Genomic DNA, 20818 nt, shown 5'->3' with positions numbered 1-20818 from the left:
CTAAGCTTCGCGTCCAAGGGAGGGGAAGAATTGCAGCACCGCGCCGATGACGTAAAGATAGAGCCCGGTCACGATGAAGAGAACGAGCGCCCATTCCGGCATCTCGAAATGCATCAGCAGCGAATAGACGCCGAGCGCCGACCATAGCAGGAAGACGCCGAGATTGAGCGGGCGCAATCGTTTCACCCGGACCGGGTGGAGAAAATTGATCGGCAGGAAGGTCAGCACCACCGAAATCGTCACGACGACAAGCGCCGTCGTGGCGCTCGCATCGATGACGAACAGGGTGAAGACGATCATGTTCCAGACGACGGGAAACCCGGAGAAAAAATACTCGTCGGTCTTCATGCCCATATCGGCATAATAGATGGCGCTGGAGACGACGATCATGCCGGCTGCGACGAAGGACCAGGGCTCGCCTATCATGCCGCTCTGATAGAGGGCGAAGGCCGGCAGCAGCACATAGGTGACGTAATCGATGATGTTGTCGAGCGTATCGCCCGACCAGTTCGGCAGCACTTCCTTGACCCGCACCTTGCGGGCGATCGGACCGTCGATGCCGTCGACCAGAAGCGCAAGGCCCAGCCACCAGAACATGTCGATGAAGCGATGCTCGGCAGCGGCGACGACGCCGAGAAAGGCAAGGAACGAGCCGGACGCCGTCAGGATATGAACGGAAAAGGCGCGCATCTCGGCGTAAGGAACACGCTTGTAGTTGAAAATCTTCATAGTCCCCCGACCGCCTGTCGCGCTCGCCCCGGCAAGCGTGTTTTTTCGCCATCATCACCGGACCCTGTTCCTGAATCGGGTTGGGTTCGACGCCGTAGGTCTTTGTTGTCGCACCGCTTTTGCCGAAAATCAGCATTCGGCTGCGGTCCGCCGCTCTAATATGCATCCTTTGCCCGGCTTCGCCAGCAGGAAATAAGACATTCCCCGCTCGCCATTGAATCCTGACAATGACATGCATATTTCCCTTCTGAAGCGTCGCGTGGAATGGAATGCCTTTAATTCCGGCCGGATTTGTATTATCTCGCTCCCAATCCGACAGTTCATCCGACGAATACGGGATCCGCTACCGAAATGAACGCGCCTGCAAAGACCGAAGACTTCGCCTCGTCCATCCCCGCCGGCGTCTATGCCGAGACGGTGCTCAGCGTGACGCATTACACCGACCGGCTCTTCCGCTTCACGATGACCCGGCCGCAGGGCTTCCGTTTCCGTTCCGGCGAATTCGCGATGATCGGGCTGATGGTCGAGGGCAAGCCGGTCTTCCGCGCCTATTCGATCGCCAGCCCCGCCTGGGCCGAGGAGCTGGAATTCTTCTCGATCAAGGTGCCGGACGGCCCGCTGACCTCGCATCTGCAGGCGATCAAGCCCGGCGATCAGGTGCTGATGCGCAAGAAGCCGACGGGCACGCTGGTGCTTGATGCGCTGACGCCGGGCCGTCGCCTCTACATGTTCTCGACGGGAACGGGTGTCGCGCCTTTCGCCAGCCTGATCCGCGATCCCGAGACCTATGAGAAGTTCGAGGAAGTCATCCTCACCCACACAACCCGCGATGTCGCCGAGCTGAAATACGGCTTCGACCTCGTGCACGAGATCCAGAATGACGAACTGCTGAAGGAAGTGGTCGGCGACAAGCTGCGCCATTATGCGACCGTCACGCGCGAGGATTTCGAATATCGCGGCCGCATCACCGACCTGATCTCGTCGGGCAAGCTGTTTACCGATCTCGGCGTGCCGCCTCTCGATCCGGCAATCGACCGCGGCATGATCTGCGGCTCCTCGGCCATGCTGAAGGATACCAAGGAACTGCTGGAGAAGGCCGGCCTCAATGAGGGCGCCAACAGCAAGCCCGCCGAATTCGTCATCGAACGGGCCTTCGTCGGCTGACGTTTTTTTTGCGACAAGCAGATTTGAAGCGGCTCCGGAAACGGGGCCGTTTTTATTTGCGGGCGAGATAGTCGATCAGTGCCGCCATTGCCGCATGCGCCTCATCCGGTCTGCCCCGCTGGATGGGCCGAATGACGGCTACATGCAGCGCGATGGCGCGGTCCATTCGTTCAGGGCTTGCGGTGGAATACCAGAGGCGACGCGAATGCGTCTGCACCGGGCCGAGCGCGGCCGTTATGAAGCCATTCGGACAGGCATCCTCGAGGATCTCGTCAAAGGTCTTGTCGGCGGCGAAGAAGCCGGTGAGATCGCCGGTGGCAGCGCATTTTTCCATTGCATTGGCACAATCGCCGAGGCGCTGGCGCTGTTCATCCGTCGCGTGTTCGGCAACCAGGCTTGCTGCGATCGGCTCAAGCTCAAGGCGCACCTGCATGACATCGCCATGATCCTGCGGCGCGATCTCGGCAACCTGCAGCCCGACGCGCGGCTTCACCAGGATGAGCCCCTGCCAGGCGAGTTTCTGGATCGCCTCACGCACCGGCGTCCGTCCATGACCGGCCAAATCGATCAGCTGCTTTTCGGTGACGGGCGCGCCAGGCTTCAGCGCCAGCGTGACGATCAGATGTTCCAGCGCAAGATAGGCGAGATGACTCTGTGAGGTCTGCATGCCGAAAATCCGCTGCGCGACTGGTATATCAACTTCTCGCATGCTGAAAAACGCAGGGCAAGTCATACTGATACCGTATGCGAATAACGATTTGCGTATCTCGGGATTGAGTGCCCCAGAAATCGTTGCTCTGCTCAGCGAAACGGAATTGCAACCCCGTCCCTTGACGATTGCCATGCACAGCGCGAAATGGTCCTATGAGGTTCATGAGTTGGTTTCATGGAGCTCGCAATGTCTCCCGACGACATCGACCTAAACCTTCTGCGCGTATTTGATGTGCTAATGCAGGAAAGAAGCGTTACGCGCGCCGCTGATCATTTGGGGCGGACCCAATCCGCTGTCAGCCACTCACTGGCGAAGTTGCGTATTATTTTCAAAGACGAGCTGTTTACGCGCGACGGTGCATTGATGAGGCCCACGCCTCGCGCATTAGAGCTTATCGGAGACTTATCTGAAGCTCTCGGAAAAATCCGCGCGGCGATCGGGCGCTACAGGGTTTTCAACCCTTTGACAACCACACGAAACTTTCGCGTGGGACTGACCGATTATCATGCAATGATTTTCATCCCTGGTCTCATTCGGGAATTCTCCAAGCAGGCGCCACAGGCCACCCTAAATGTCATACCCGCCAACCGGGCTGAAGCTGAAAGCGCAGATTATTTCCGACAGGTCGACTGCACTCTGACGGGCGCAAGGCTGAAGGACGACCCCAACCTGACGAAGACAGAACTAGGGCAGGATAGGATACTCTGCGCCGTTTGGAGCGGCAGCGAAATCGCCAGGAGCGCCTTGAGTTTGGACAGATATCTTTCGGCATCTCACCTTCAAATTTCCGCTGATGGGCTGTCCGAGGGTTTGGCCGATGGAGCACTCGGAGAGCGTGGCCTACGGCGGAAGGTCGTCGCGACCATTTCGAATTACCTGGTAATGCCTTGGGCATTGAGAGGGACGGATCTGATTACCCATTGCGGCGACGGCATTTTTCAAATGCTTGATGGCACAAGCGAGGTGACACTCCTCTCGCCGCCCATTCCCATCACTTCTGTCAGCGCGAGCCTCGTCATTCATCGGCAGATGGTCACCGATCAGGGGACCCTCTGGCTGCGCCGGCTGATAACTGAATTGTATCATGCCGCTCAAATCAGAAAAAACGAAGTCATTTTGGCAAGGAACATTGTCGCGTGAGCGACGAGAAGGCTCGGCTTTGACGCACAGTCCGCGAGTTCTACTGCCCAACGGTACATGAATTTTTCTCATAAACCGGATGATGACAATCAATTTGACGATTAACCGTCAGCCGGCCACCCTCTTTTGCAGAAATCAAAAAAGGGGATCTTATTATGCAGAAATTAATGGCTGGCGTTCTGGGTGCGGCAATCGCCGTTTATGCATGCCCTGTCTGGGCGGGGACCTTGGACGAGGTCAAGGCAAAAGGCGTCCTCACATGCGGGACGAATCCGGCAACGGCGGGCTTCAGTGTCCCTGACAATGACGGAAAGTGGACAGGCTTCGTCGTCGATTACTGTCGTGCCGTGGCTGCTGGCGTGCTCGGCGACGCCACGAAGGTCAAGTTCATCCCGCTCAACGCCAAGGATCGATTCACTGCACTGCAGTCCGGCGAGATCGACATCCTGGCCCATAATGCGACGTGGACATCATCGCGCGACACCTCCCTCGGCATCATCTTCGCCGGCACCTACTTCTACGACGGCCAAGGCTTTATGGTTCGCAAGTCGGAGAATATTCAATCTGCCAAGGCTCTTGACGGCGCATCGATCTGTGTGTCGCAGGGGACCACTGCCGAATTGAACCTCGCCGACTATTTCCGCACCAACGGGATGACTTATAGCGCCGTTGGTTTTGCGGACGAAGAGGCCGTTATCAAGGCCTACGAAGAAGGGCGCTGCGACGTTTTCTCAGCAGACACTTCGAGCCTGAACGCCGCGCGTATCCGTATGGCGAAGCCCGACGAAAACATTGTGCTCCCCGAAATCATTTCGAAGGAGCCGCTGGGGCCTGCAGTTCGCCAAGGTGACGACCAGTGGCTGAACATTGCCAAGTGGACGCTCAATGTCATGCTCGCTGCTGAAGAGTTCGGCGTCACCTCGAAGAATGTCGACGAGATGAAGAACTCCGGTGATCCAAATATCCGCCGCCTCTTGGGCGTGGAAGGAAGCTTCGGCAAGGATGTCGGGCTCGGAGCGACATGGTCTCAGGACATCATCAAGCAGGTTGGCAACTATTCCGAGATCTTTGAGCGTTCGATCGGCAAGGAGTCCCCCTTGAGGATAGAACGCGGTGTGAATGCGCTCTGGAGCGCCGGCGGCCTTCAATACGCGCCTCCCATCCGCTGACAGACCGAGGCCGCCACGAGAAGCGGCGGCCTCTTCCTAGTTGGGAGGAACGAATGGTTGACATGGCTCAGCCCGTGGCGGTGCGCAGCACCTTCTCGATCTATGACAAAAGGATTCGCGGAATCGTCTATCAAGCCGCATTGGCTGTGAGCATGGTCGTGATCCTTGCGGCGATTGCAACTCAAACTGTTTCGAATATGAAACGGCGTGGCATCCCTCTTACCTTCGATTTTTGGACGCAGACGTCAGGTTTCCAGATCAATCAGACGCTTATCCCCTACGACACCTTGTCAACCTATGGACAGGCCTTTTGGGTGGGTGTTGCGAACACACTCCTGGTCAGCGTGCTCGGCATCGTGTTTGCCACGATCATCGGTTTCCTGATCGGCATTTCACGTCTTTCAAGAAACTGGATAGCAGCCCAGGTTGCGACCTCCTATGTCGAAGTCATTCGAAATATCCCGCTGCTGCTTCAGCTTCTGTTCTGGTACAACGCAGTCCTCAAGCCGCTGCCCGCTCCAAAGGCATCGATCTCCCTTCCAGGGGGGATCTACCTCAACAATCGCGGGATCATAATGCCGACGGTTGAACTTCAGGCGGGAGCCGGCTGCGTCGGTGTAGCAATCCTTGCCGGGGTGGCTATAGCCGTCGCATTCGGAGCCTATGCCAAGGCCCTCCAGAATCGAACCGGCAAACAGCTTCCAGTCCTCCTGGTCACCATGCTCTCCCTCATAGGGCCGCCGCTGCTTGCTTATGCAGCAGTGGGCAGTCCCTGGACCTTCACGTATCCTGAATTAAGGGGTTTCAACTTCCGTGGCGGCCAACAGGTCTACCCTGAATTCGCGGCCCTGCTCATCGGTCTATCTGTCTACACGGCATCATTTATCGCTGAAATCGTCCGCGGAGGCATTCAAGCCGTTTCCAAAGGACAGACAGAAGCGGCCCACGCACTCGGTCTCCCTCAGGGCAAAACTTTGCGCCTGGTCGTGGTTCCGCAGGCTTTGCGGATCATCATCCCGCCTCTGACCAGTCAATATCTGAACTTGGTCAAAAACTCATCGCTTGCCGTTTTCATTGGCTATCCCGATCTCGTTCAGGTTTTTGCCGGATCGGTACTCAATCAAACGGGGGCGGCGGTGCAGGTGATGGCCATAACGCTCGCGGTCTATCTCGTCATCTCCTTGATCACGTCCGTCGCCATGAACGCCTTCAACCAGAGTTTTGCGCTCGTGGAGAGATGAGATGAATGACACTCTTCATGCAACAGCTTCATATCGATACGACTATCTTCCCTCCGTCCCGCCTCCGCCGGACATCCGGCCGGGCCCCGTGACTTGGGCGCGAAAGAACCTGTTTTCGAGTCCTCTCTCCTGCCTTTCGACCGTCTGCTTCACCGGGCTGGCAGTGTGGCTCGTTTCGCAATTCCTGGGCTTTGCGCTGATAAAGGCGGTGTGGAGCGGTGACAGCGAAGTCTGTCGTGCCAATCCCGACGGCGCATGTTGGTCCTTTATCGGCGCTAAGCTGAACTATCTGCGGTACGGAGCATATCCGGCGACAGAGCGCTGGCGCGTCGACTTAACGCAGGTGATCGGCGTCGCCTTGACCGGTTGGCTCCTATGGCGGAGCGCCCCGCGACGCAACATAGCCGCGCTGGTGTTTTTCGGCATTTATCCCATTGTGGCGTTTACGCTGCTTCGTGGAGTGGAAACGATTGGTCTACCGGTCGTCGACACCACGCTATGGGGCGGAATGATGATCACGCTCTTGATGTCCGTCGTAGGAATCGTGTTTTCGCTGCCGCTTGGTATCGTTCTCGCACTCGGCAGACGGTCCGAACTCCCAATCATCAAGGCCGCTTGCGTCTTCTACATCGAGGTTGTCCGAGGCGTACCTTTTATCACCGTACTCTTCATGGCGAACTTCATGATGCCTTTGTTTGTGCCTGAGGCGTTTACGCCGGACAGGCTTTTGCGCCCAATGATCGGCACTGCCCTCTTCTCGGCGGCTTACATGGCGGAAGTGATTCGTGCCGGGCTGCAGGCTATCCCCAACGGGCAATATGAGGGGGCTCAGGCTCTGGGCGTCGGATACTTCGCGATGATGAGGCTCATCATCTTGCCTCAAGCGCTCACGATTGTGATTCCCGGCATCGTTTCGACATTCATCGGACTGTTCAAGGACACGACGCTCGTCGCAATCGTCGGCATAGCAGATTTTCTGCGGGCGGTCGAAACCGCCCGTGTCGATCCGACCTGGGCGGGTCCCACCATCTCGTCAACCGGTTACCTGTTTGCCGCGATTGTCTACTGGGCCTTCTGCTTCGGGATGTCTCGGTATTCCATGTCGGTGGAACGTCACCTCGCGCGCGGCCACAAATCATAGGAAGTGTCGATGTTGAATAATCCAAAGTACGCGCCAAACCGCGAGGCCAAAAAGGTCATGCTGTTCGACGAGCCGACCTCGGCGCTCGATCCTGAGATGGTCATGGAAGTCCTCGATACTATGACCTCGCTCGCAACAGAAGGCATGACAATGCTCTGCGTGACGCACGAAATGGGTTTCGCCCGCGAGGTCGCCGATCGTGTCGTGTTTTGGATCAGGGTCAAATTGTCGAGATGGCCACTCCCGATGAATTCTTCCGGAGTCCTCGTTCCGACCGAGCACGGCAGTTCCTGCGACAAATTCTGAGGTGATTGTCCCCGCTCTTCCAATGCGCTGCTTGCGCCAACATTACCATTAGGAATCTGACCGATGACACAGTCCCGTGCACCGGCGACCAGGAAACTGGGCGCCGAGGAGTCGAATTTTGACATTGTCCATGATCGCAGCCAATTCGGCTCCGCGAAATGGGCCAATCAATGGGACGAGTTCTCTCCCCGTGTCGACGGCAGCGGCCTGCTATCGCTCTGGACGGCCGACATGGACTTTCGTGCGCCGGAACCGGTGATCGCACGCCTGCGCGAGGCCGTCGATCATGGAATCTATGGCTATACGAAGCGTGATCCGCGCCACTATGAGATCGTAAGGTCGTGGTTCCAGCGCCGCCACGGCTGGAGCGTGGATATCGAGACGCTGCTCCCAGCGCCGGCAATCATGCCCTGCGTCGCTGCTATTTTGCGGACCTTCACGCAACCCGGTGACGGGGTCATTGTTCAATCTCCGGTTTATTCCCCCTATTTTCAAGTTGTCCGTGCCAATGGCAGGCGCCTGCTCATCAATCGCCTGAGGCTTGCGGACGGCGCCTACGAGCTCGACCTGGAGGATTTTGAACGGCAAGCCGCAAATGGTGCCCGCGCACTCCTATTGTGCAATCCGCACAACCCTGCTGGCAAGGCCTGGACACGCGAGGAACTGACCAGCCTCGACGCCATCTGCGAGCGCTACGGCATTCTGGTGATCTCCGACGAAATTCATTGCGATATTCGACTGAACGACCGGCCTCATATCGTATTCTCCTCGATCGGCGATGCCGCGGCGGCAAAATCCTTCATCTGCACAGCACCGACCAAGACATTCAACCTCGCCGGTGTGCCTGCGGCTACCCTGTCCGTCGCCGACCCGGAACGCCGCGAGGAGCTGTTCCAGGTCATGCAAGCATCGTTCATGCTGAACGCCAACTATTTCGGGCGGCTGGCTCTTGAAGTCGCCTATAGCTCCGGCGATCAGTGGCTCGACAGCCTTACACGCTACGTTCGCGACAATGTCGATCTCGTATCGCGCAGAGCGGCGAGCGATCTCCCCGGCATCACGCCTATGCGACCGGATGCATCATATTTGATTTGGCTCGACGCGCGAGAGTTGGATGCAAAGGTGGAAGGCGTCCATCGATTCTTTGTCGAACAGGCGGGGGTCAACCTTTACGACGGACGCGTCTATGGGCCGGGTGGAGAAGGGTTCATCCGATTAAATGTCGGCTGTCCGCGCTCAGTCCTCGAAGGAGCGCTGGCACGCATGGCAAGCGCCCTCGCGTCGCTGTAGCTGCGCAATCACCCGGCATTGTCCCGGCTCTGATCAATGGCCGTGTGCTTGTGATCGCCCGGCTGTCGAACCTGCGGCGAAGGCGCAGCCGCTAGTTGCAATTACCAATGCCGGCGACTTCTTTCACTCGTGCCGCAACGCCTCGATCGGATTGAGCTGTGCTGCCCGTCTCGCCGGAAAATAGCCGAAGATCATGCCGATCGCGGCGGAGAAGAGGAAAGCGACGGCGACCATCATCGGGCTGAAGACGAACGGCACTTTCAGGAGGGTGACCGCCACCAGACTGAGGCTCAGGCCGAGCACGATGCCGGTGATGCCGCCGAAGAGTGAGAGGGCCACCGCCTCGACGAGGAACTGGGTGAGCACCTGGTTTTCGAGCGCGCCGATCGCCAGACGGATGCCGATTTCGCGGGTTCGCTCGGTGACGGAGACCAGCATGATGTTCATGATGCCGATGCCGCCGACGAGCAGGCTGATGGCGGCGACGGCGCCGAGCAGGCCAGTCAGGAGCGTCGTCGTGCCGGTCATCGCCTCGGCGATCTGCGTCATATCGTTGACGTTGAAATCGTCCTGCCGGCCGGGAATGATCTTGCGGCGCTCACGCAGCAGATTTTCGACGTCGGCCTGCACCTTGGCCGTGGACACACCGTCCCGCGCCGAAATGATGATCTGCGGCACGTTGCTGTTGCCGCTGATACGCCGCTGGAACACCTTGACCGGCATGATGACCACGTCGTCCTGGTCGGTGCCCATGCCGGACTGGCCGCGCCTGGCGAGCACCCCGATGACCGGGCACGAAACCTTGCCGACGCGGATCTGCTGGCCGAGCGGATCGCCGGCGCCGAAGAGCTGCGAGCGGACCGTCTCGCCGATGATGCAGCGGGACTGGCCGCGCTCTTCGGCGGGGGTGAAATTGCGGCCGAGCGCCAGGTTCCAGTCCTGCGCGACGAAATAATCGTTGGTGGTGCCGGAGACGCTGGTCGAATGGTTCTGGCCGCCAAAAATCACCGTCGCCGTCGACTGGTTGAGCGGCGCTACCGCCCTCAAGCCGCCGATCTGATCGCGGATGGCGGCGACATCCTTGACGCTGAAGCGTTTCGCTTCGGAACTCGCCCGGCCGGGGCCGAACTGGCCGGGACGAACAAACAGCATATTGGTGCCGAGCCGCGACAGTTCGGTCGAGACCTGGGCGGTCGTACCGTTGCCGATTGTCACCAGCGCGATGACGGCCGCAACGCCGATGACGACGCCGAGCACAGTCAGGAAAGAACGTAGCATGTTGCGGCTGATGGCGCGCAGCGCGAGTTTCAGCGTCTCAAAGAACATGATCCGCCCTCCTGCGATGCTCCAGCTCCGTCTCCAGCTTGCCGTCGACGAAGCGCAGCAGCCGCCCGGCATAGGCGGCGATATCAGGCTCGTGCGTGACCATGACGATGGTGATGCCCTGCTCGCGGTTCAACCGCGTCATCAGATCCATGATTTCGACGCTGGTCTTCGTATCGAGATTGCCCGTCGGCTCGTCGGCGAGCAGCAGCGCCGGCTCGGTGACGATGGCGCGGGCGATGGCGACGCGCTGCTGCTGACCGCCTGACAGCTCCTGCGTCTTGTGATGTTCGCGGCCGGACAGGCCGACCAGCGCCAGCGCCTCGCGCGCGCGTTCGCGCCGCTCCCGCACCCCCATGCCGCGATAGATCAGCGGCAGTTCGACATTCTCGGCCGCGGAGGTGCGCGACAGGAGGTTGAAGCCCTGGAAGACGAAGCCTAGCATGTGGCGGCGCAACAGCGTCAGCTGGCTGCGGTCGAAGCCGCTGGTCGGAATGCCCTGGAAGATGTAATCGCCCGATGTCGGCACGTCGAGGCAACCGAGAATGTTCATGGCCGTCGATTTTCCGGAGCCTGACGGCCCCATGATCGCGACGAATTCATGGGCATCGATCGCAAGATCGACATGGTCGAGCGCGCGGATCGCCGCCTCGCCCTCGCCATAGATTTTCGAGACCTTCCTGAATTCGATGAGCGGCGGGTTTGTCATCCGGCTCTCCGCCTAATTCGTCCGCACCGTGGCGTCGGTCACCAATGCATCGTTTTCCTTGAGTTGGCCGGAGACCACCTGGGTGAACTGGCCGTCGGACGAACCGACTTGAATGACGACGGGCGCGGCGCGGCCGTTGCGCAGCACCCAGACGCGGCGCTGCGCTCCGGTCAGTGCCTGACCGGAATCGCCGCCGCGCCGGCGTGGCGGCCCGAAGATCCCGAGAATGCCGCGGCCGCGCCGTTCCGCCTGCGGCGGGGCATAACGCAAGGCGGCGTTCGGCACCATCAGCGTATCCTTGACGGCCTCGACGGTGATGTCGGCGGTCGCGGTCATGCCGGGGCGCAGCAGCAGGTCGGCATTGTCGACCGAGAGCACCGCCTTATAGGTCACGACGTTGTTGACCACTTCGGAGGCGAAGCGGATCTGCTCGATCTCGGCGGGGAACGACCGGTCGGGATAGGCATCGACGGTAAACTTCGCCTTCTGGCCGACGGTGATCTTGCCGACATCGGCCTCGTCGACATCGACCTGCAGCTCCATCTTCTTCAGATCGCCGGCGATGGTGAAGAGAATGGGCGCCGAAAGCGAGGCGGCGACGGTGGCGCCCGGATTGACGGAACGGGTGAGAATCACGCCGTCGATCGGCGAGACGATCTTTGCCTTGGCGAGATTGACCTCGGCAAGCTGCAGATCGGCCTCCGCGGCCAGCACCTCGGCTTCGTTGATCTGTTTGGCCGCGACGGCGGAATCATATTTGTAGGTGGCGTCGTCGAGGCTCTGCTGCGTGGAGACATTGCTCCTGACCAGGCTCTTCAGCCGCTCGAGCGAGGTGCTCGCCGATTCGAGATCGGCATTGGCCTTGGCGACATTCGCCTTGGCCGAATTGACCTTGGCGCGCGAGCTCTTCACATCCGCCTCGAGCTTGTTGGTATCAAGCAGCGCCAGCACATCGCCGGCCTTGATAGTGCTGTTATAATCGACATTGACGTCGCGGACGGTGCCGGAAAGTTCGCTCGATATGTCCACCTGCTCGGTCGGCTGCACCGAACCCGTGGCGGTGACAAGCACCGTCAGGTCGCCGCGTTTTGCCGGCAGCGTGGTGTAGCTCACCTCGCTTTGCCCGCGGCCGATGTATAGGTAAGCGCCGGCAGCGGCGGCAGCGAGGATGATCAGCAGAACGAGCAGACGCCCGCGCCAACGGCCCCGCTTATTCTGCCTTGCCGACGCGGCAAGAACCGCTGCGAGGTCGGGCGTCGTGCCGGCCTTTGCTCCGGTTTCGTCGCCGCTTACGATCTTGTTCATGTCATCCTCGATCAGTCAGTGGCCGCATCGGCCTGCAATGAAATAATCACACCGCAGATGAACCGGGAATTAGCGTTGCCGCCGAACTGGCACGGAATCGCGGACAGGTGAAATGAAATATTGGTAAGAAAACTCAAGTTTCCGCACGGCGGCGCTTATCGCGCAAAAATCTGCAGCGCTTTCGCGCTCCCGACGGGCAGCAATTGCCGACGGTCAATCGGCATCCTCGGCATGTTGCCCGGCACCTGGCAGCGGATGCAGCCACGCTTCGCGCCGCTTGATCCAGACTTCATAGCTCGGCTCAAGATCTGTCGGCGGGCTATCGAGCGAGCCGAGGCGGATTTCCGCCGTCGCCTCCTGAAGGCAGAAAAGCCTGCTGCCGCAGGTGGGACAGAAGCTGCGGCCGGCGAAAGTGGCAATTTCGCCGCTATGGGAGAAAGCCGAGCGAGACCAGAGCGCGAAGAAGACGAAGGCGGAACCACTCGATTTGCGGCAATCGGCGCAGTGGCAGAGGCCGACGCGAAGCGGCTCGCCTTCCACTCGATAGGCGACCGCTCCGCAAAGGCAGCTTCCCGTTCTGATCCTCATGGACGGCCGTCAGGAGTCGAGCTTGGTGGGGAGCCGCGGCGGACGGCGCTTTGCCGCCATCAACAGGTCGAGCTCGGTGGCGGAGGGGCCAAACTTGTCATAGAGGCGCTTGGCCTCCTTGTCGTCCAACCGGTATTTTCTGGCAAATTCGCTCATGCTGTAGGGGCGGCCACGCAACACTCTTCGCGCCGGGGTCGCCGTTTTCGGTGCGTCGGTCATGGTTTTCTCCTTTCCTCAGCTTCCCTGTAAGTTAGAGCGGCCCATCTATTTGAAAAGAGTCGAGCGGCCTCGGCAGTGCCATCAACCGGAGCGGATGCGTGCTGATTTTCCTGGAACCTTTTTGCCGAGAGACGGTTTTCGAGGCGAGGCTGCGGGCCGCGCCAAGCGGACGCGGCGGCGCTAGAGAACATCGGGATTTTTCCGCTTTCTCCCGGTGGCCAACGAAATGGCAGGCGAGCTCCCTACCCGCCCGGTCCGCTTCCTCATCCTCCTCTCTCCGGCGAGATCACGAAATATTAAAATGCGGAACGCATGCGCCGGAGCGAGGTTGTGAACTCGAGGTCGACGTGGCCTCAGTTCAAAACCAAGGAGAAACCGAATGGCAAACCAAGGTGGAACCCACGAACAGCACGTCAAGGCTGGGCAGCAGAGTCACAAGAATGACTCCAATACCCGCAGCGCCTCTTCAGGCGGTCGCGACGCGCAGTCCAGCGGAACCCGCGGCGGCAGCCATGAGCAGCATGTAAAGGCTGGTCAACAAAGCCACAAGAACAGCCACTAAGGCTTTCATGACATGAAACTCGGCCCGCGCCCTCCATTCCGGCGCGGGCTTTTTGTTTCAAGACAAACGCCGGCCGTCCTCACCGAAGAGGTGCAGCACAGCGGGGTCGAGATGGAGCGGCAGGCTGTCTCCCGATTTCATCTGCTGCTGGCCGGCAAAGACGGCGATCAACCTCTTGCCGGCGGTTTCGGTGTGGACGACGGTTTCAGAACCCAGCTCTTCGACAAGGGTGATCCGCGTGTCCAGCCTGCCTGCGGCGGCGGCATCGGCGAGGCTGATGTGCTGTGGCCGGATGCCGATGCTGACGCTCTCGCCCGCCGGGCGCGCCTCCCTGGCAAGGACGGAAAGACGATGGCCGCCGACGGTTTCGACTTGCGTGAAACTGCCATCGTGGCCGACGATCGAGGCTTCCAGAAAATTCATGTGCGGCGCGCCGATAAAGCCGGCGACGAAGCGGTTGGCCGGTTTGTTGTAGAGTTCCAGCGGCGTCCCAACTTGTTCGATCCTGCCGCCTCTCAGCACGACGATTCGGTTTGCGAGCGTCATCGCCTCGACCTGATCGTGGGTAACGTAGATCATCGTTGCCTTCAGGCGGGCATGCAGGGCGGCGAGTTCGGCGCGCATGCTCACCCGAAGCTCGGCATCGAGATTGGAGAGCGGCTCGTCGAGCAGGAAGGCATCCGGCCGGCGCACGATGGCGCGGCCGATCGCGACGCGCTGGCGCTGGCCGCCGGAGAGCTGCCCGGGGCGGCGCTGCAAGAAAGGCTCGATCTCCAGCATGCGGGCGGCGTCAGCGATGCGCGCTTCGATCTCGGCCTTGGCCACCTTGGTGTTCTCCAAGCCGAAGGCAAGGTTTTCGCGCACGCTCATATGCGGATAAAGAGCATAGGACTGGAAGACCATGGCAAGGCCGCGGTCGGCCGCACCGATTGCGGTGACGTCCTTGCCGTCGATGGCGATACTGCCGCCGGTGGGCTTGTCGAGACCGGCGATCAGGCGCAGCAAAGTCGATTTTCCACACCCGGACGGGCCGACGAAAGCGACGAACTCGCCGTCATTCACCTCAAGCGAGACATCGCGGATGACCTCGACGGCGCCGAAATTCTTGACGATGTTCCTGAGCTCGAGTCCGCTCATGCACTCTCCTGTTTCATATTATTTCAGCCCCGAGCCGGCGATACCAGTCGTGATGAAGCGCTGCAGGAAGACGAAGATCAGCACGACGGGGATCATCGAGACGACGGTCATGGCGAGAATATAGTGCCACTGCACATTGAGCTCGCCGGCATAGACATTGAGGCCGACCTGCAGCGTGTAGAGTTCCTTGCGCGACAGCACGATCAGCGGCCAGAGGAAGTCGTTCCAGCGCCAGACCACCGAGAAGATCGCCAGCACCGCCAGCGCCGGGGCCGACAGCGGCAGGATGATGCGCCAGTAGATCTGCCATTCGCTGGCCTTGTCCATGCGCGCCGCATCGATCAGTTCATCGGGGATCGTCAGCATGTATTGGCGCAATAGGAAAACGCCCGTCGGCGTGGCGACAGTCGGCAGGATGACGCCCCAGAGGCTGTCGAAGAGGTTCAAGCTGCCGATGACCGAATAGAGCGGCACGACGATCACCGAGAGCGGCACCATCAGCGTCGCTAGGATCATCAGCATGACGGCGGTGCGGCCGGGAAACTGGTATTTCGACAGCGCGAAGGCGGCCATGGAATTGACGAGCAGGGTAATGGCCGTCGCCACGACCGTTACGAAGACGGAGTTGCGCAGGAACAGGAAGAAGTCGAAGCGCTGGAAAGGCTCGGTGTAGTTATTCGCGGCGAATTCGACCTCACGGACCGGCGTGCGGTCCTTGATGTTGACCTTGACGATTTCGCCAGGCTGTTTCGGATCGACCATCTGACCCATGATGCCGATGCGGCGGACTTCGGCGAGCACGTGGGTGCTGCCATCCGGCATCGTCACATTATAGAGCGGCAAAGGCTTGTCGTAGCCCGGCACCACGGCCTGCTCGGTGACATAGGGCAGGACGGACGGCGGGAACTCGGCGAGCGCCGCCGGCGTCTTGAAGGAGGAGAAGACCAGCCAGATGGCCGGGCCGAACATCAGGATGACGCCTGAGATCAGCCAGATCCAGGTGACGACGTCGGTCCAGTGCCAGCCGCGGCCGCGGCGGCGAAGCAGGAAGGTGGCGACGGCGCTCATAGACGTTTGCCCTTCTTCTCGTTGCGGCTGCTTGCGGCGAGCTGAACCAGCGTCAGGATGACGAGCACGATGCCCATCAGGATCGAGGCGGCCGAGGCCAGGCCGGGATTGCGCAGCGAACTGGCAAAGCCGGTCTCGTAAATAAACTGGGTAATGTACATGGTGCTGGTGCCGGGCCCGCCGCCGGTGAGCACGAAAACCTCGTCGAAGATCTGCACGGCGCGGATCAGCGCCAGAACCAGGACGACGATGAGGTTCGGCATTAAGAGCGGCAGGGTGATGCGCCGGAAGACACGGGTGGGGCTGGCCTTGTCCATCGCCGCCGCCTCATAGAGATCCCTCGGGATCGCCTGCAGGCCGGCGAGCAGGATCAGCGCGTAAAAGCCCATATGCGCCCAGACCGACACGAAGACGGCGAAGAAGAAGGCCCAGAAACGATCGCTGAGCCAGGAGAAGGGTTCGAAGCCGAAAGGGCTCAGCGCATAGTTCAACAGGCCTTCACGCTGCAGGATCCATTTCCAGATCAGGCCAACGACCACGGGGGACAGCAGCACCGGAAAGAAGAAGACGGCGCGCCAGAAGCCGCGATTGGAAAGCTCGCGGTTGAGGATCAAAGCCGTTGCGAGTGCCGCGACCAGCATTGCCGAGACCTGGAAGACGACGAAGACGGCGGTGTTGCGCACGGCGGCCCAGAAGGTGTCGGCAGCACAAGTCGAGGGGTCGAGATAGGAGCGGCAATCAAAGAGGATGCGGTACTGCTCGGCGCCGACATAGGTCCTGTTCGGCAGGAAAATGGCGCCGCCGCTCGTCGTCGAATAGATGAAGTTGATGACCAGCGGCAGGAGCACGAAGATGGAAAAGATCAGCATGTTGGGCGCCAGAAAGACGCCCGCCATGCCATTCAGCCCCGTCAGCTTCTGCCAGGCGCGCATCGGGATATCGACGATCCCCATGGCGAGCCTGACAGGCGCAAGGAGCGCCTGCCGCAGACCGGCTTTCGCCGGCGGTTCGGAAGAAACTGTCCCGTCCGTCATCCGCTCTTCCGTCAGTTGCCGCCGACCTTGGCCTTGATGTCCTCGTCGATGCGGGCATAGGCGTCGTCGAGCTTCATTTCGCCGGCGATCACCTGGCTGATACGGGCAACGATGGCGCTGTAATAGGCGTCCGACCACTTCCAGCCCGGCAGCTTCATCGCCGGAGCGGCTGTCTGGCCGGCCGATTCGACGAAGGCCTTCAGCGCCGCCTTCACATGCGGATTATCGGTCTTGAAGTCCACCTGGCCGGCGGCTACGCCCTTATGCGCCGGAATGAACAGGCTGCGCTCGGCAAATTCCTTCTGCACGTCGGCGCTTGCCAGGTAGTCCATCACCTTGGCGACGTCCTTCGGGTTCTTGGTGTATTTGACGGCGACGAGACCGGCGCCACCCTGCATGCCGGTGCAGGCCACCGTGCCGCAGGGGCTCCCGGCCATGATCCAGTCGAAACTGTCGCCGATCTTCTGCGCGAAGCCCGAAACCTGCCAGCTGCCGGAATAATAATAGGCAAGACCGCCATTGATGAAGTCTTCGGCGGCAGCGCGATAGGTACTGCCGGCGGCGCTTACCCAGACGTCCTTGTTGACGGTGCCGTCCTCGTTCCATTTGACGAAGCGGCTGAGGAATTCCTTGGCGCCCTGATCGATCGGCGCCGGCTTGCCGTCGGCGGCGATATAGTTGGCGCCATAGGAGATATTGGGGCCGGAGACGCGGTGGCCCGAGCGGTCGATCGCCATGGCGAAGACCTTCTGGCTGTCGGCGACCTTCCTGGCCGCCGCTGCCCAATCGTCCCAGGTGGCTTTCGGGCCGGGAATTTCGACGCCGGCTTGCTCGAACAGCGTCTTGTTGACGAAGCCGCCGGTGAGCGTCAGCTGCGTCATGAAGCCGGTGATGGCGTTCGAGCCGTCGGGACGCATCCAATCGGCCTGGGCGCCGAAATTCTCGTCCCAATATTTCGCATCGGCGAGAAGCGGGCGGAGATCGAGCCAGTGCTGCGCTTGCGCCTTCAGATTGGTGACGCGGGCGATATCGGGCCCCTTCCCGGCTTCCAGCTGCACCGGCAGCTGTTCCTTGACGACGTCATAGGAGACTTCATCGAGGATGACGTTGACATCGGGATTGGCCTTGGAGAAACGCGCCAGCAGATCCTTGATCACCTCGCCTTCGCCGCCGTCGGAATACCACATGATGCGCACGTCGCCGGCGTGGGCGGCGACGGAACTCAAGAGAACCGCAGCAAAAGCCGCGCCGATCGATTTCATTCTGGTCATAGTCTCCTCCTCTTGACCGATGAACTTCTGCATCCGGCCAGGTCCTCCACCTGTCCGGACATATCATTTAAGAGGCAGCGCGCCGCTGCTGCCTGCCCGCTATCTCAAGATGTACCGCGTCTCCCCGTACTGACCAGTCCGACGGCTTGAGAATACGGCCTTCGGCGCGCACGGTACCGTCCTCTTCGAAGACGACCTGACCATAGTCTGGGTCGTCGATGATCAAGGCGCCCTCATTGACGCGGCGGGCGGCAAGCGTGGCGAAACGCGCCCGCATGCCGTCGAGGCCGTCCTCTCGCCCGAGATCGGAGAGGCGGACGATCCAGCGGCCGTTGCGGCCGGCCAGGCGCAGCTCGACATCCGTCGTCGGGCCGTGTTTCACCGGTTCGAGCGGTCCGCTACCGATCAGCATCGCCAGACCGTTGCCGGAACGGGCAAGCGCCAGATTGCTGCCGACCGCCGTCTCGTCGAAGGCTTCGAGCGGAAACCAGGCATGGGTGAAATCCGGCTGGCCCTCGTGGATGTCGAAATCGAGAATGGCGAGGTCACGATATTGATGGACGCGCGGCAGCGTTCCGCAGCCGCCCCAGAAACTGGGCCGGCCGTAGCCGAACTGGATGGTTTCGCCGGGATGGTTGATCCAGATCTGCGCTTCCGGCCGCTCGCCCAAACGCAGATGCAGCACCGTCTCCTGATAACCCCAGGCGCCGGGGCGATAATGGGCGATGGTGCCGAGCGCGGTATCGCGGGTCTTATAGTGGTAGAGGGCGGCAAAACGGTTCTCGCCCTGGGAAAAGGTCCATTCCTGCGCGTCGTCGGTGTCATGCGCGGCGATCGTCGCCAGCGCTTCCGGGAAACGCAGCCCGTGATCGCGGATGCAGACGGCAAGCTGCGGCAGCGCATGGACGCGCCGGCCGTACCAGCCGCGGCCCCAGAGCAGCCGGGCGATGGCCGACAACTCGACCGAGCGGCCGGGGCGCAGCGTGTGTTCGTAGGAGCGGCCCTGGCTGCCGGTCAGCATGCCGTGATGGGCCGAGCGGGCGACAATTTCCATCAGGCGGACGATGCTGGCATTGGCGCGGTTGCGGATAGCTTCATCCGGGGCGCAGGCAGCAAGCGCCGTCAGCCCTTTGAGGTCGATCGGGAAATAGGGAACGGAATTCCATTCGGCCATTTCCCAGCGCTCGAAATGATCGAGCCAGGCGCGGACCCGCTCTTCGCCGACCCTCATCTGCTCGGCGCCGGTGCGGCCGGAACGGACGAAGACGGCATCGGGGAACAGCCTTCCGCCGAGATAGGCGGCGGTGTGGAAGAGCAGCGCGTGATTTTCCGAAAAATACCACTGAACGTCATTGCCGGGCTCGTCCATCCAGTAGCGATAGCTGAGAACGGCGCGCTCGATTCTCTGCCGCAGATCCTGCGACAGCAGATTCCTCCAGCGCGTATAGGCAAACAGCAGCGGCACCAGCACGAAATCGGCGCAGTCGTGACAATCCTCGATAACAGGCAGCATCGCCGAAATCATCGCCTCGGTGTCCTCGCCGCCCTGCCCCAAAGCCAAGCGCGCGAAGGCGCAAACGGTATCGGGCTCGGAATGGGCGGCGACCTCGGCAAGCGCCTCTGCGACGCGAGCCTCGAGCGCGGCGGGCGCTAGCCCCTGGCGCTGGGGATGGCAGATCTCGACGCCGAGCGTGCGGCCGAGCGAAAGTTTGCCTGTTTTGAACGTGATGCGGAAATGGCGGAAATCGGCGGGCATATCAGCCGAGGGGCCGAGTTCCAGCTTCGTCGCCCCCGCTTCCAGCGCGAATTCATAATCGAAGCGCTCGACCGACATGAAGTCGCCTTCGATCTCGACATGACAGCTCAGCGCCACCGGCAGCGGCGCGGGAAACAGGATCGTCACGTTTTCGCCGAGATAGGCGGTGCGATCGAAGCGCATGCCTTCGAGGATTGCCTCCAGCCCGTCCGCCTCACTGGCAGCGATCGGAACAGGCACCGATGTTTCGACCTCCGGCCCTTCGAAATAATCCAGCTGGAAATAGAAGCGGGCGTCGCGTTCGGCGAGATCGTCGAAATAAACGCGGATCTCGTTGAGACCCTTGGAAAGCTCGACCTCGAAAATCTGCTGGGCTTCCAGATTGCGCTGGTAAGGCGCCATGAAGCCCTGCTCGGCCTCATTGACGAAGAGGACGGCGCCACCGCAGGTCGTCAGGCGCAGCGTGGCTGGTCCCGCCGACTGCGCATCGAGGAAGGTGCGCGCCCAGCAGCCGATGCGCGTCGGACGAAACCAGAAGCCGGAGAGATCGACGCGCGGCGATGAAAAGGGAAGCCACCAGCGGACGGCCTCGAATTCGGTCGCCGGCTGCGGTCTTCGGCCGGAAAAGGATGCCTTGAATTCGGTGCGGCAGGGATATTCATGCGGGATGAAATTCTTCGTCTTGGTGACGAAGAAAAACGGATCCATCTTGCCTTCCATCGACCGATCGGCGACGTCGTAGCGCGCCTGCGAGAGATGGCCGAGCTGCCAGTAGACGATCGGGCCTTGTTTCGCGGTCTTGCGGCGGAGATAAGACTCTTCGGCGGCCATGCTTCAGCCCGCTTGAGCTTTAACACGCCGGGCAAAATGCCGACGCATGGACTTGCCGTCAAACCGCATCTTCAAAGCCTCCCTGCTCTGCCGCCTGTCGCTGACACCTCAATTGTGCATAGC

General features: G+C 60.7%; 19 protein-coding genes and 1 pseudogene. 8 read left to right on the top strand and 12 right to left on the bottom strand.

Going from position 1 to position 20818, the window contains the following annotated elements; translation table 11 throughout:
* The gene (gene pcsA, locus QWJ46_RS22270) at positions 1–729 is read right to left on the bottom strand and encodes a phosphatidylcholine synthase (RefSeq protein WP_302753937.1); all 729 of its coding nucleotides are present in this window, start codon (positions 727–729) and stop codon (positions 1–3) included.
* A gap of 351 nt (positions 730–1080) precedes the next feature.
* Between pcsA and QWJ46_RS22265 the strand changes: the two genes are divergently transcribed.
* A complete protein-coding gene (locus tag QWJ46_RS22265; protein WP_064806129.1) occupies positions 1081–1893 on the top strand; it encodes a ferredoxin--NADP reductase in 813 nt (270 codons plus the stop codon).
* Positions 1894–1945: 52 nt separating this feature from the next.
* On the opposite strand, the gene QWJ46_RS22260 is transcribed toward QWJ46_RS22265, so the two are convergent.
* Complete coding sequence (locus QWJ46_RS22260; protein WP_302753936.1) at positions 1946–2560, bottom strand: GntR family transcriptional regulator; 615 nt, start codon at positions 2558–2560, stop codon at positions 1946–1948.
* 231 nt (positions 2561–2791) lie between these two features.
* Here QWJ46_RS22260 and QWJ46_RS22255 point away from each other — a divergent pair, with 231 nt between their 5' ends.
* The 6 genes and pseudogenes from QWJ46_RS22255 (at position 2792) to QWJ46_RS22230 (ending at position 8892) form a co-directional block, all read left to right on the top strand.
* Positions 2792–3745 carry a LysR family transcriptional regulator gene (locus QWJ46_RS22255; RefSeq protein WP_184456728.1) on the top strand — a complete coding sequence of 318 codons (954 nt, stop codon included), beginning with the start codon at positions 2792–2794 and terminating at the stop codon, positions 3743–3745.
* 155 nt (positions 3746–3900) lie between these two features.
* Entirely contained in the window at positions 3901–4914 is a 1014-nt protein-coding gene (locus tag QWJ46_RS22250; protein WP_184456730.1) for an amino acid ABC transporter substrate-binding protein, read from the top strand.
* Between the two features lie 53 nt (positions 4915–4967).
* Positions 4968–6155 (top strand): amino acid ABC transporter permease, encoded by a 1188-nt coding sequence (locus QWJ46_RS22245; protein WP_302753934.1) that lies wholly within the window; start codon positions 4968–4970, stop codon positions 6153–6155.
* A gap of 1 nt (position 6156) precedes the next feature.
* Positions 6157–7296: an amino acid ABC transporter permease gene (locus tag QWJ46_RS22240; RefSeq protein WP_302753932.1), complete on the top strand. Its 1140-nt coding sequence runs from the start codon at positions 6157–6159 to the stop codon at positions 7294–7296.
* Between the two features lie 51 nt (positions 7297–7347).
* Positions 7348–7607 (top strand): annotated as a pseudogene (locus QWJ46_RS22235) (amino acid ABC transporter ATP-binding protein); the annotation flags it as partial.
* Positions 7608–7665: 58 nt separating this feature from the next.
* Positions 7666–8892 (top strand): MalY/PatB family protein, encoded by a 1227-nt coding sequence (locus QWJ46_RS22230; protein WP_302753931.1) that lies wholly within the window; start codon positions 7666–7668, stop codon positions 8890–8892.
* Between the two features lie 123 nt (positions 8893–9015).
* Here QWJ46_RS22230 and QWJ46_RS22225 read toward each other — a convergent pair whose 3' ends face one another.
* The 5 genes from QWJ46_RS22225 to QWJ46_RS22205 form a co-directional block, all read right to left on the bottom strand.
* Entirely contained in the window at positions 9016–10218 is a 1203-nt protein-coding gene (locus QWJ46_RS22225; RefSeq protein ID WP_302753930.1) for an ABC transporter permease, read from the bottom strand.
* Positions 10208–10924: an ABC transporter ATP-binding protein gene (locus QWJ46_RS22220; protein WP_302753929.1), complete on the bottom strand. Its 717-nt coding sequence runs from the start codon at positions 10922–10924 to the stop codon at positions 10208–10210. Before QWJ46_RS22220 ends, QWJ46_RS22225 begins: the two co-directional genes overlap by 11 nt.
* A 12-nt stretch (positions 10925–10936) precedes the next feature.
* Entirely contained in the window at positions 10937–12229 is a 1293-nt protein-coding gene (locus QWJ46_RS22215; protein ID WP_302753927.1) for an efflux RND transporter periplasmic adaptor subunit, read from the bottom strand.
* 213 nt (positions 12230–12442) lie between these two features.
* Complete coding sequence (locus tag QWJ46_RS22210; protein WP_302753925.1) at positions 12443–12817, bottom strand: GFA family protein; 375 nt, start codon at positions 12815–12817, stop codon at positions 12443–12445.
* A gap of 9 nt (positions 12818–12826) precedes the next feature.
* A complete protein-coding gene (locus tag QWJ46_RS22205) occupies positions 12827–13036 on the bottom strand; it encodes a hypothetical protein (RefSeq protein ID WP_064708964.1) in 210 nt (69 codons plus the stop codon).
* Positions 13037–13415: 379 nt separating this feature from the next.
* On the opposite strand from QWJ46_RS22205, the gene QWJ46_RS22200 reads away from it, so the two are divergent.
* On the top strand, positions 13416–13598 hold the full coding sequence (locus tag QWJ46_RS22200) for a hypothetical protein (protein WP_004673791.1): 183 nt from the start codon (positions 13416–13418) through the stop codon (positions 13596–13598).
* A gap of 57 nt (positions 13599–13655) precedes the next feature.
* On the opposite strand, the gene QWJ46_RS22195 is transcribed toward QWJ46_RS22200, so the two are convergent.
* The 5 genes from QWJ46_RS22195 to QWJ46_RS22175 all read right to left on the bottom strand — a co-directional run bounded on the left by QWJ46_RS22195 (position 13656) and on the right by QWJ46_RS22175 (position 20695).
* Positions 13656–14735 (bottom strand): ABC transporter ATP-binding protein, encoded by a 1080-nt coding sequence (locus QWJ46_RS22195; RefSeq protein ID WP_302753915.1) that lies wholly within the window; start codon positions 14733–14735, stop codon positions 13656–13658.
* 18 nt (positions 14736–14753) lie between these two features.
* Positions 14754–15803: a carbohydrate ABC transporter permease gene (locus QWJ46_RS22190; RefSeq protein ID WP_184456750.1), complete on the bottom strand. Its 1050-nt coding sequence runs from the start codon at positions 15801–15803 to the stop codon at positions 14754–14756.
* Entirely contained in the window at positions 15800–16837 is a 1038-nt protein-coding gene (locus QWJ46_RS22185) for a carbohydrate ABC transporter permease (protein WP_184456752.1), read from the bottom strand. Before QWJ46_RS22185 ends, QWJ46_RS22190 begins: the two co-directional genes overlap by 4 nt.
* A gap of 11 nt (positions 16838–16848) precedes the next feature.
* A complete protein-coding gene (locus tag QWJ46_RS22180; protein ID WP_184456754.1) occupies positions 16849–18108 on the bottom strand; it encodes an ABC transporter substrate-binding protein in 1260 nt (419 codons plus the stop codon).
* Positions 18109–18175: 67 nt separating this feature from the next.
* A complete protein-coding gene (locus tag QWJ46_RS22175) occupies positions 18176–20695 on the bottom strand; it encodes a hypothetical protein (protein ID WP_302753913.1) in 2520 nt (839 codons plus the stop codon).
* Positions 20696–20818 lie beyond the last annotated feature (123 nt).

The sequence above is a fragment of the Rhizobium sp. CBN3 genome (assembly GCF_030518245.1).
GTDB lineage: Bacteria > Pseudomonadota > Alphaproteobacteria > Rhizobiales > Rhizobiaceae > Rhizobium > Rhizobium aethiopicum_A.
This window is presented reverse-complemented; position numbering and strand designations above follow the sequence as displayed.

Bases quoted from the DNA above. Each gene is read 5' to 3' on its own strand.
- pcsA (WP_302753937.1), bottom strand. From the start codon at position 729: ATGAAGATTTTCAACTACAAGCGTGTTCCTTACGCCGAGATGCGCGCC.
- QWJ46_RS22265 (WP_064806129.1), top strand. From the start codon at position 1,081: ATGAACGCGCCTGCAAAGACCGAAGACTTCGCCTCGTCCATCCCCGCC.
- QWJ46_RS22260 (WP_302753936.1), bottom strand. From the start codon at position 2,560: ATGCAGACCTCACAGAGTCATCTCGCCTATCTTGCGCTGGAACATCTG.
- QWJ46_RS22255 (WP_184456728.1), top strand. From the start codon at position 2,792: ATGTCTCCCGACGACATCGACCTAAACCTTCTGCGCGTATTTGATGTG.
- QWJ46_RS22250 (WP_184456730.1), top strand. From the start codon at position 3,901: ATGCAGAAATTAATGGCTGGCGTTCTGGGTGCGGCAATCGCCGTTTAT.
- QWJ46_RS22245 (WP_302753934.1), top strand. From the start codon at position 4,968: ATGGTTGACATGGCTCAGCCCGTGGCGGTGCGCAGCACCTTCTCGATC.
- QWJ46_RS22240 (WP_302753932.1), top strand. From the start codon at position 6,157: ATGAATGACACTCTTCATGCAACAGCTTCATATCGATACGACTATCTT.
- QWJ46_RS22230 (WP_302753931.1), top strand. From the start codon at position 7,666: ATGACACAGTCCCGTGCACCGGCGACCAGGAAACTGGGCGCCGAGGAG.
- QWJ46_RS22225 (WP_302753930.1), bottom strand. From the start codon at position 10,218: ATGTTCTTTGAGACGCTGAAACTCGCGCTGCGCGCCATCAGCCGCAAC.
- QWJ46_RS22220 (WP_302753929.1), bottom strand. From the start codon at position 10,924: ATGACAAACCCGCCGCTCATCGAATTCAGGAAGGTCTCGAAAATCTAT.
- QWJ46_RS22215 (WP_302753927.1), bottom strand. From the start codon at position 12,229: ATGAACAAGATCGTAAGCGGCGACGAAACCGGAGCAAAGGCCGGCACG.
- QWJ46_RS22210 (WP_302753925.1), bottom strand. From the start codon at position 12,817: ATGAGGATCAGAACGGGAAGCTGCCTTTGCGGAGCGGTCGCCTATCGA.
- QWJ46_RS22205 (WP_064708964.1), bottom strand. From the start codon at position 13,036: ATGACCGACGCACCGAAAACGGCGACCCCGGCGCGAAGAGTGTTGCGT.
- QWJ46_RS22200 (WP_004673791.1), top strand. From the start codon at position 13,416: ATGGCAAACCAAGGTGGAACCCACGAACAGCACGTCAAGGCTGGGCAG.
- QWJ46_RS22195 (WP_302753915.1), bottom strand. From the start codon at position 14,735: ATGAGCGGACTCGAGCTCAGGAACATCGTCAAGAATTTCGGCGCCGTC.
- QWJ46_RS22190 (WP_184456750.1), bottom strand. From the start codon at position 15,803: ATGAGCGCCGTCGCCACCTTCCTGCTTCGCCGCCGCGGCCGCGGCTGG.
- QWJ46_RS22185 (WP_184456752.1), bottom strand. From the start codon at position 16,837: ATGACGGACGGGACAGTTTCTTCCGAACCGCCGGCGAAAGCCGGTCTG.
- QWJ46_RS22180 (WP_184456754.1), bottom strand. From the start codon at position 18,108: ATGACCAGAATGAAATCGATCGGCGCGGCTTTTGCTGCGGTTCTCTTG.
- QWJ46_RS22175 (WP_302753913.1), bottom strand. From the start codon at position 20,695: ATGGCCGCCGAAGAGTCTTATCTCCGCCGCAAGACCGCGAAACAAGGC.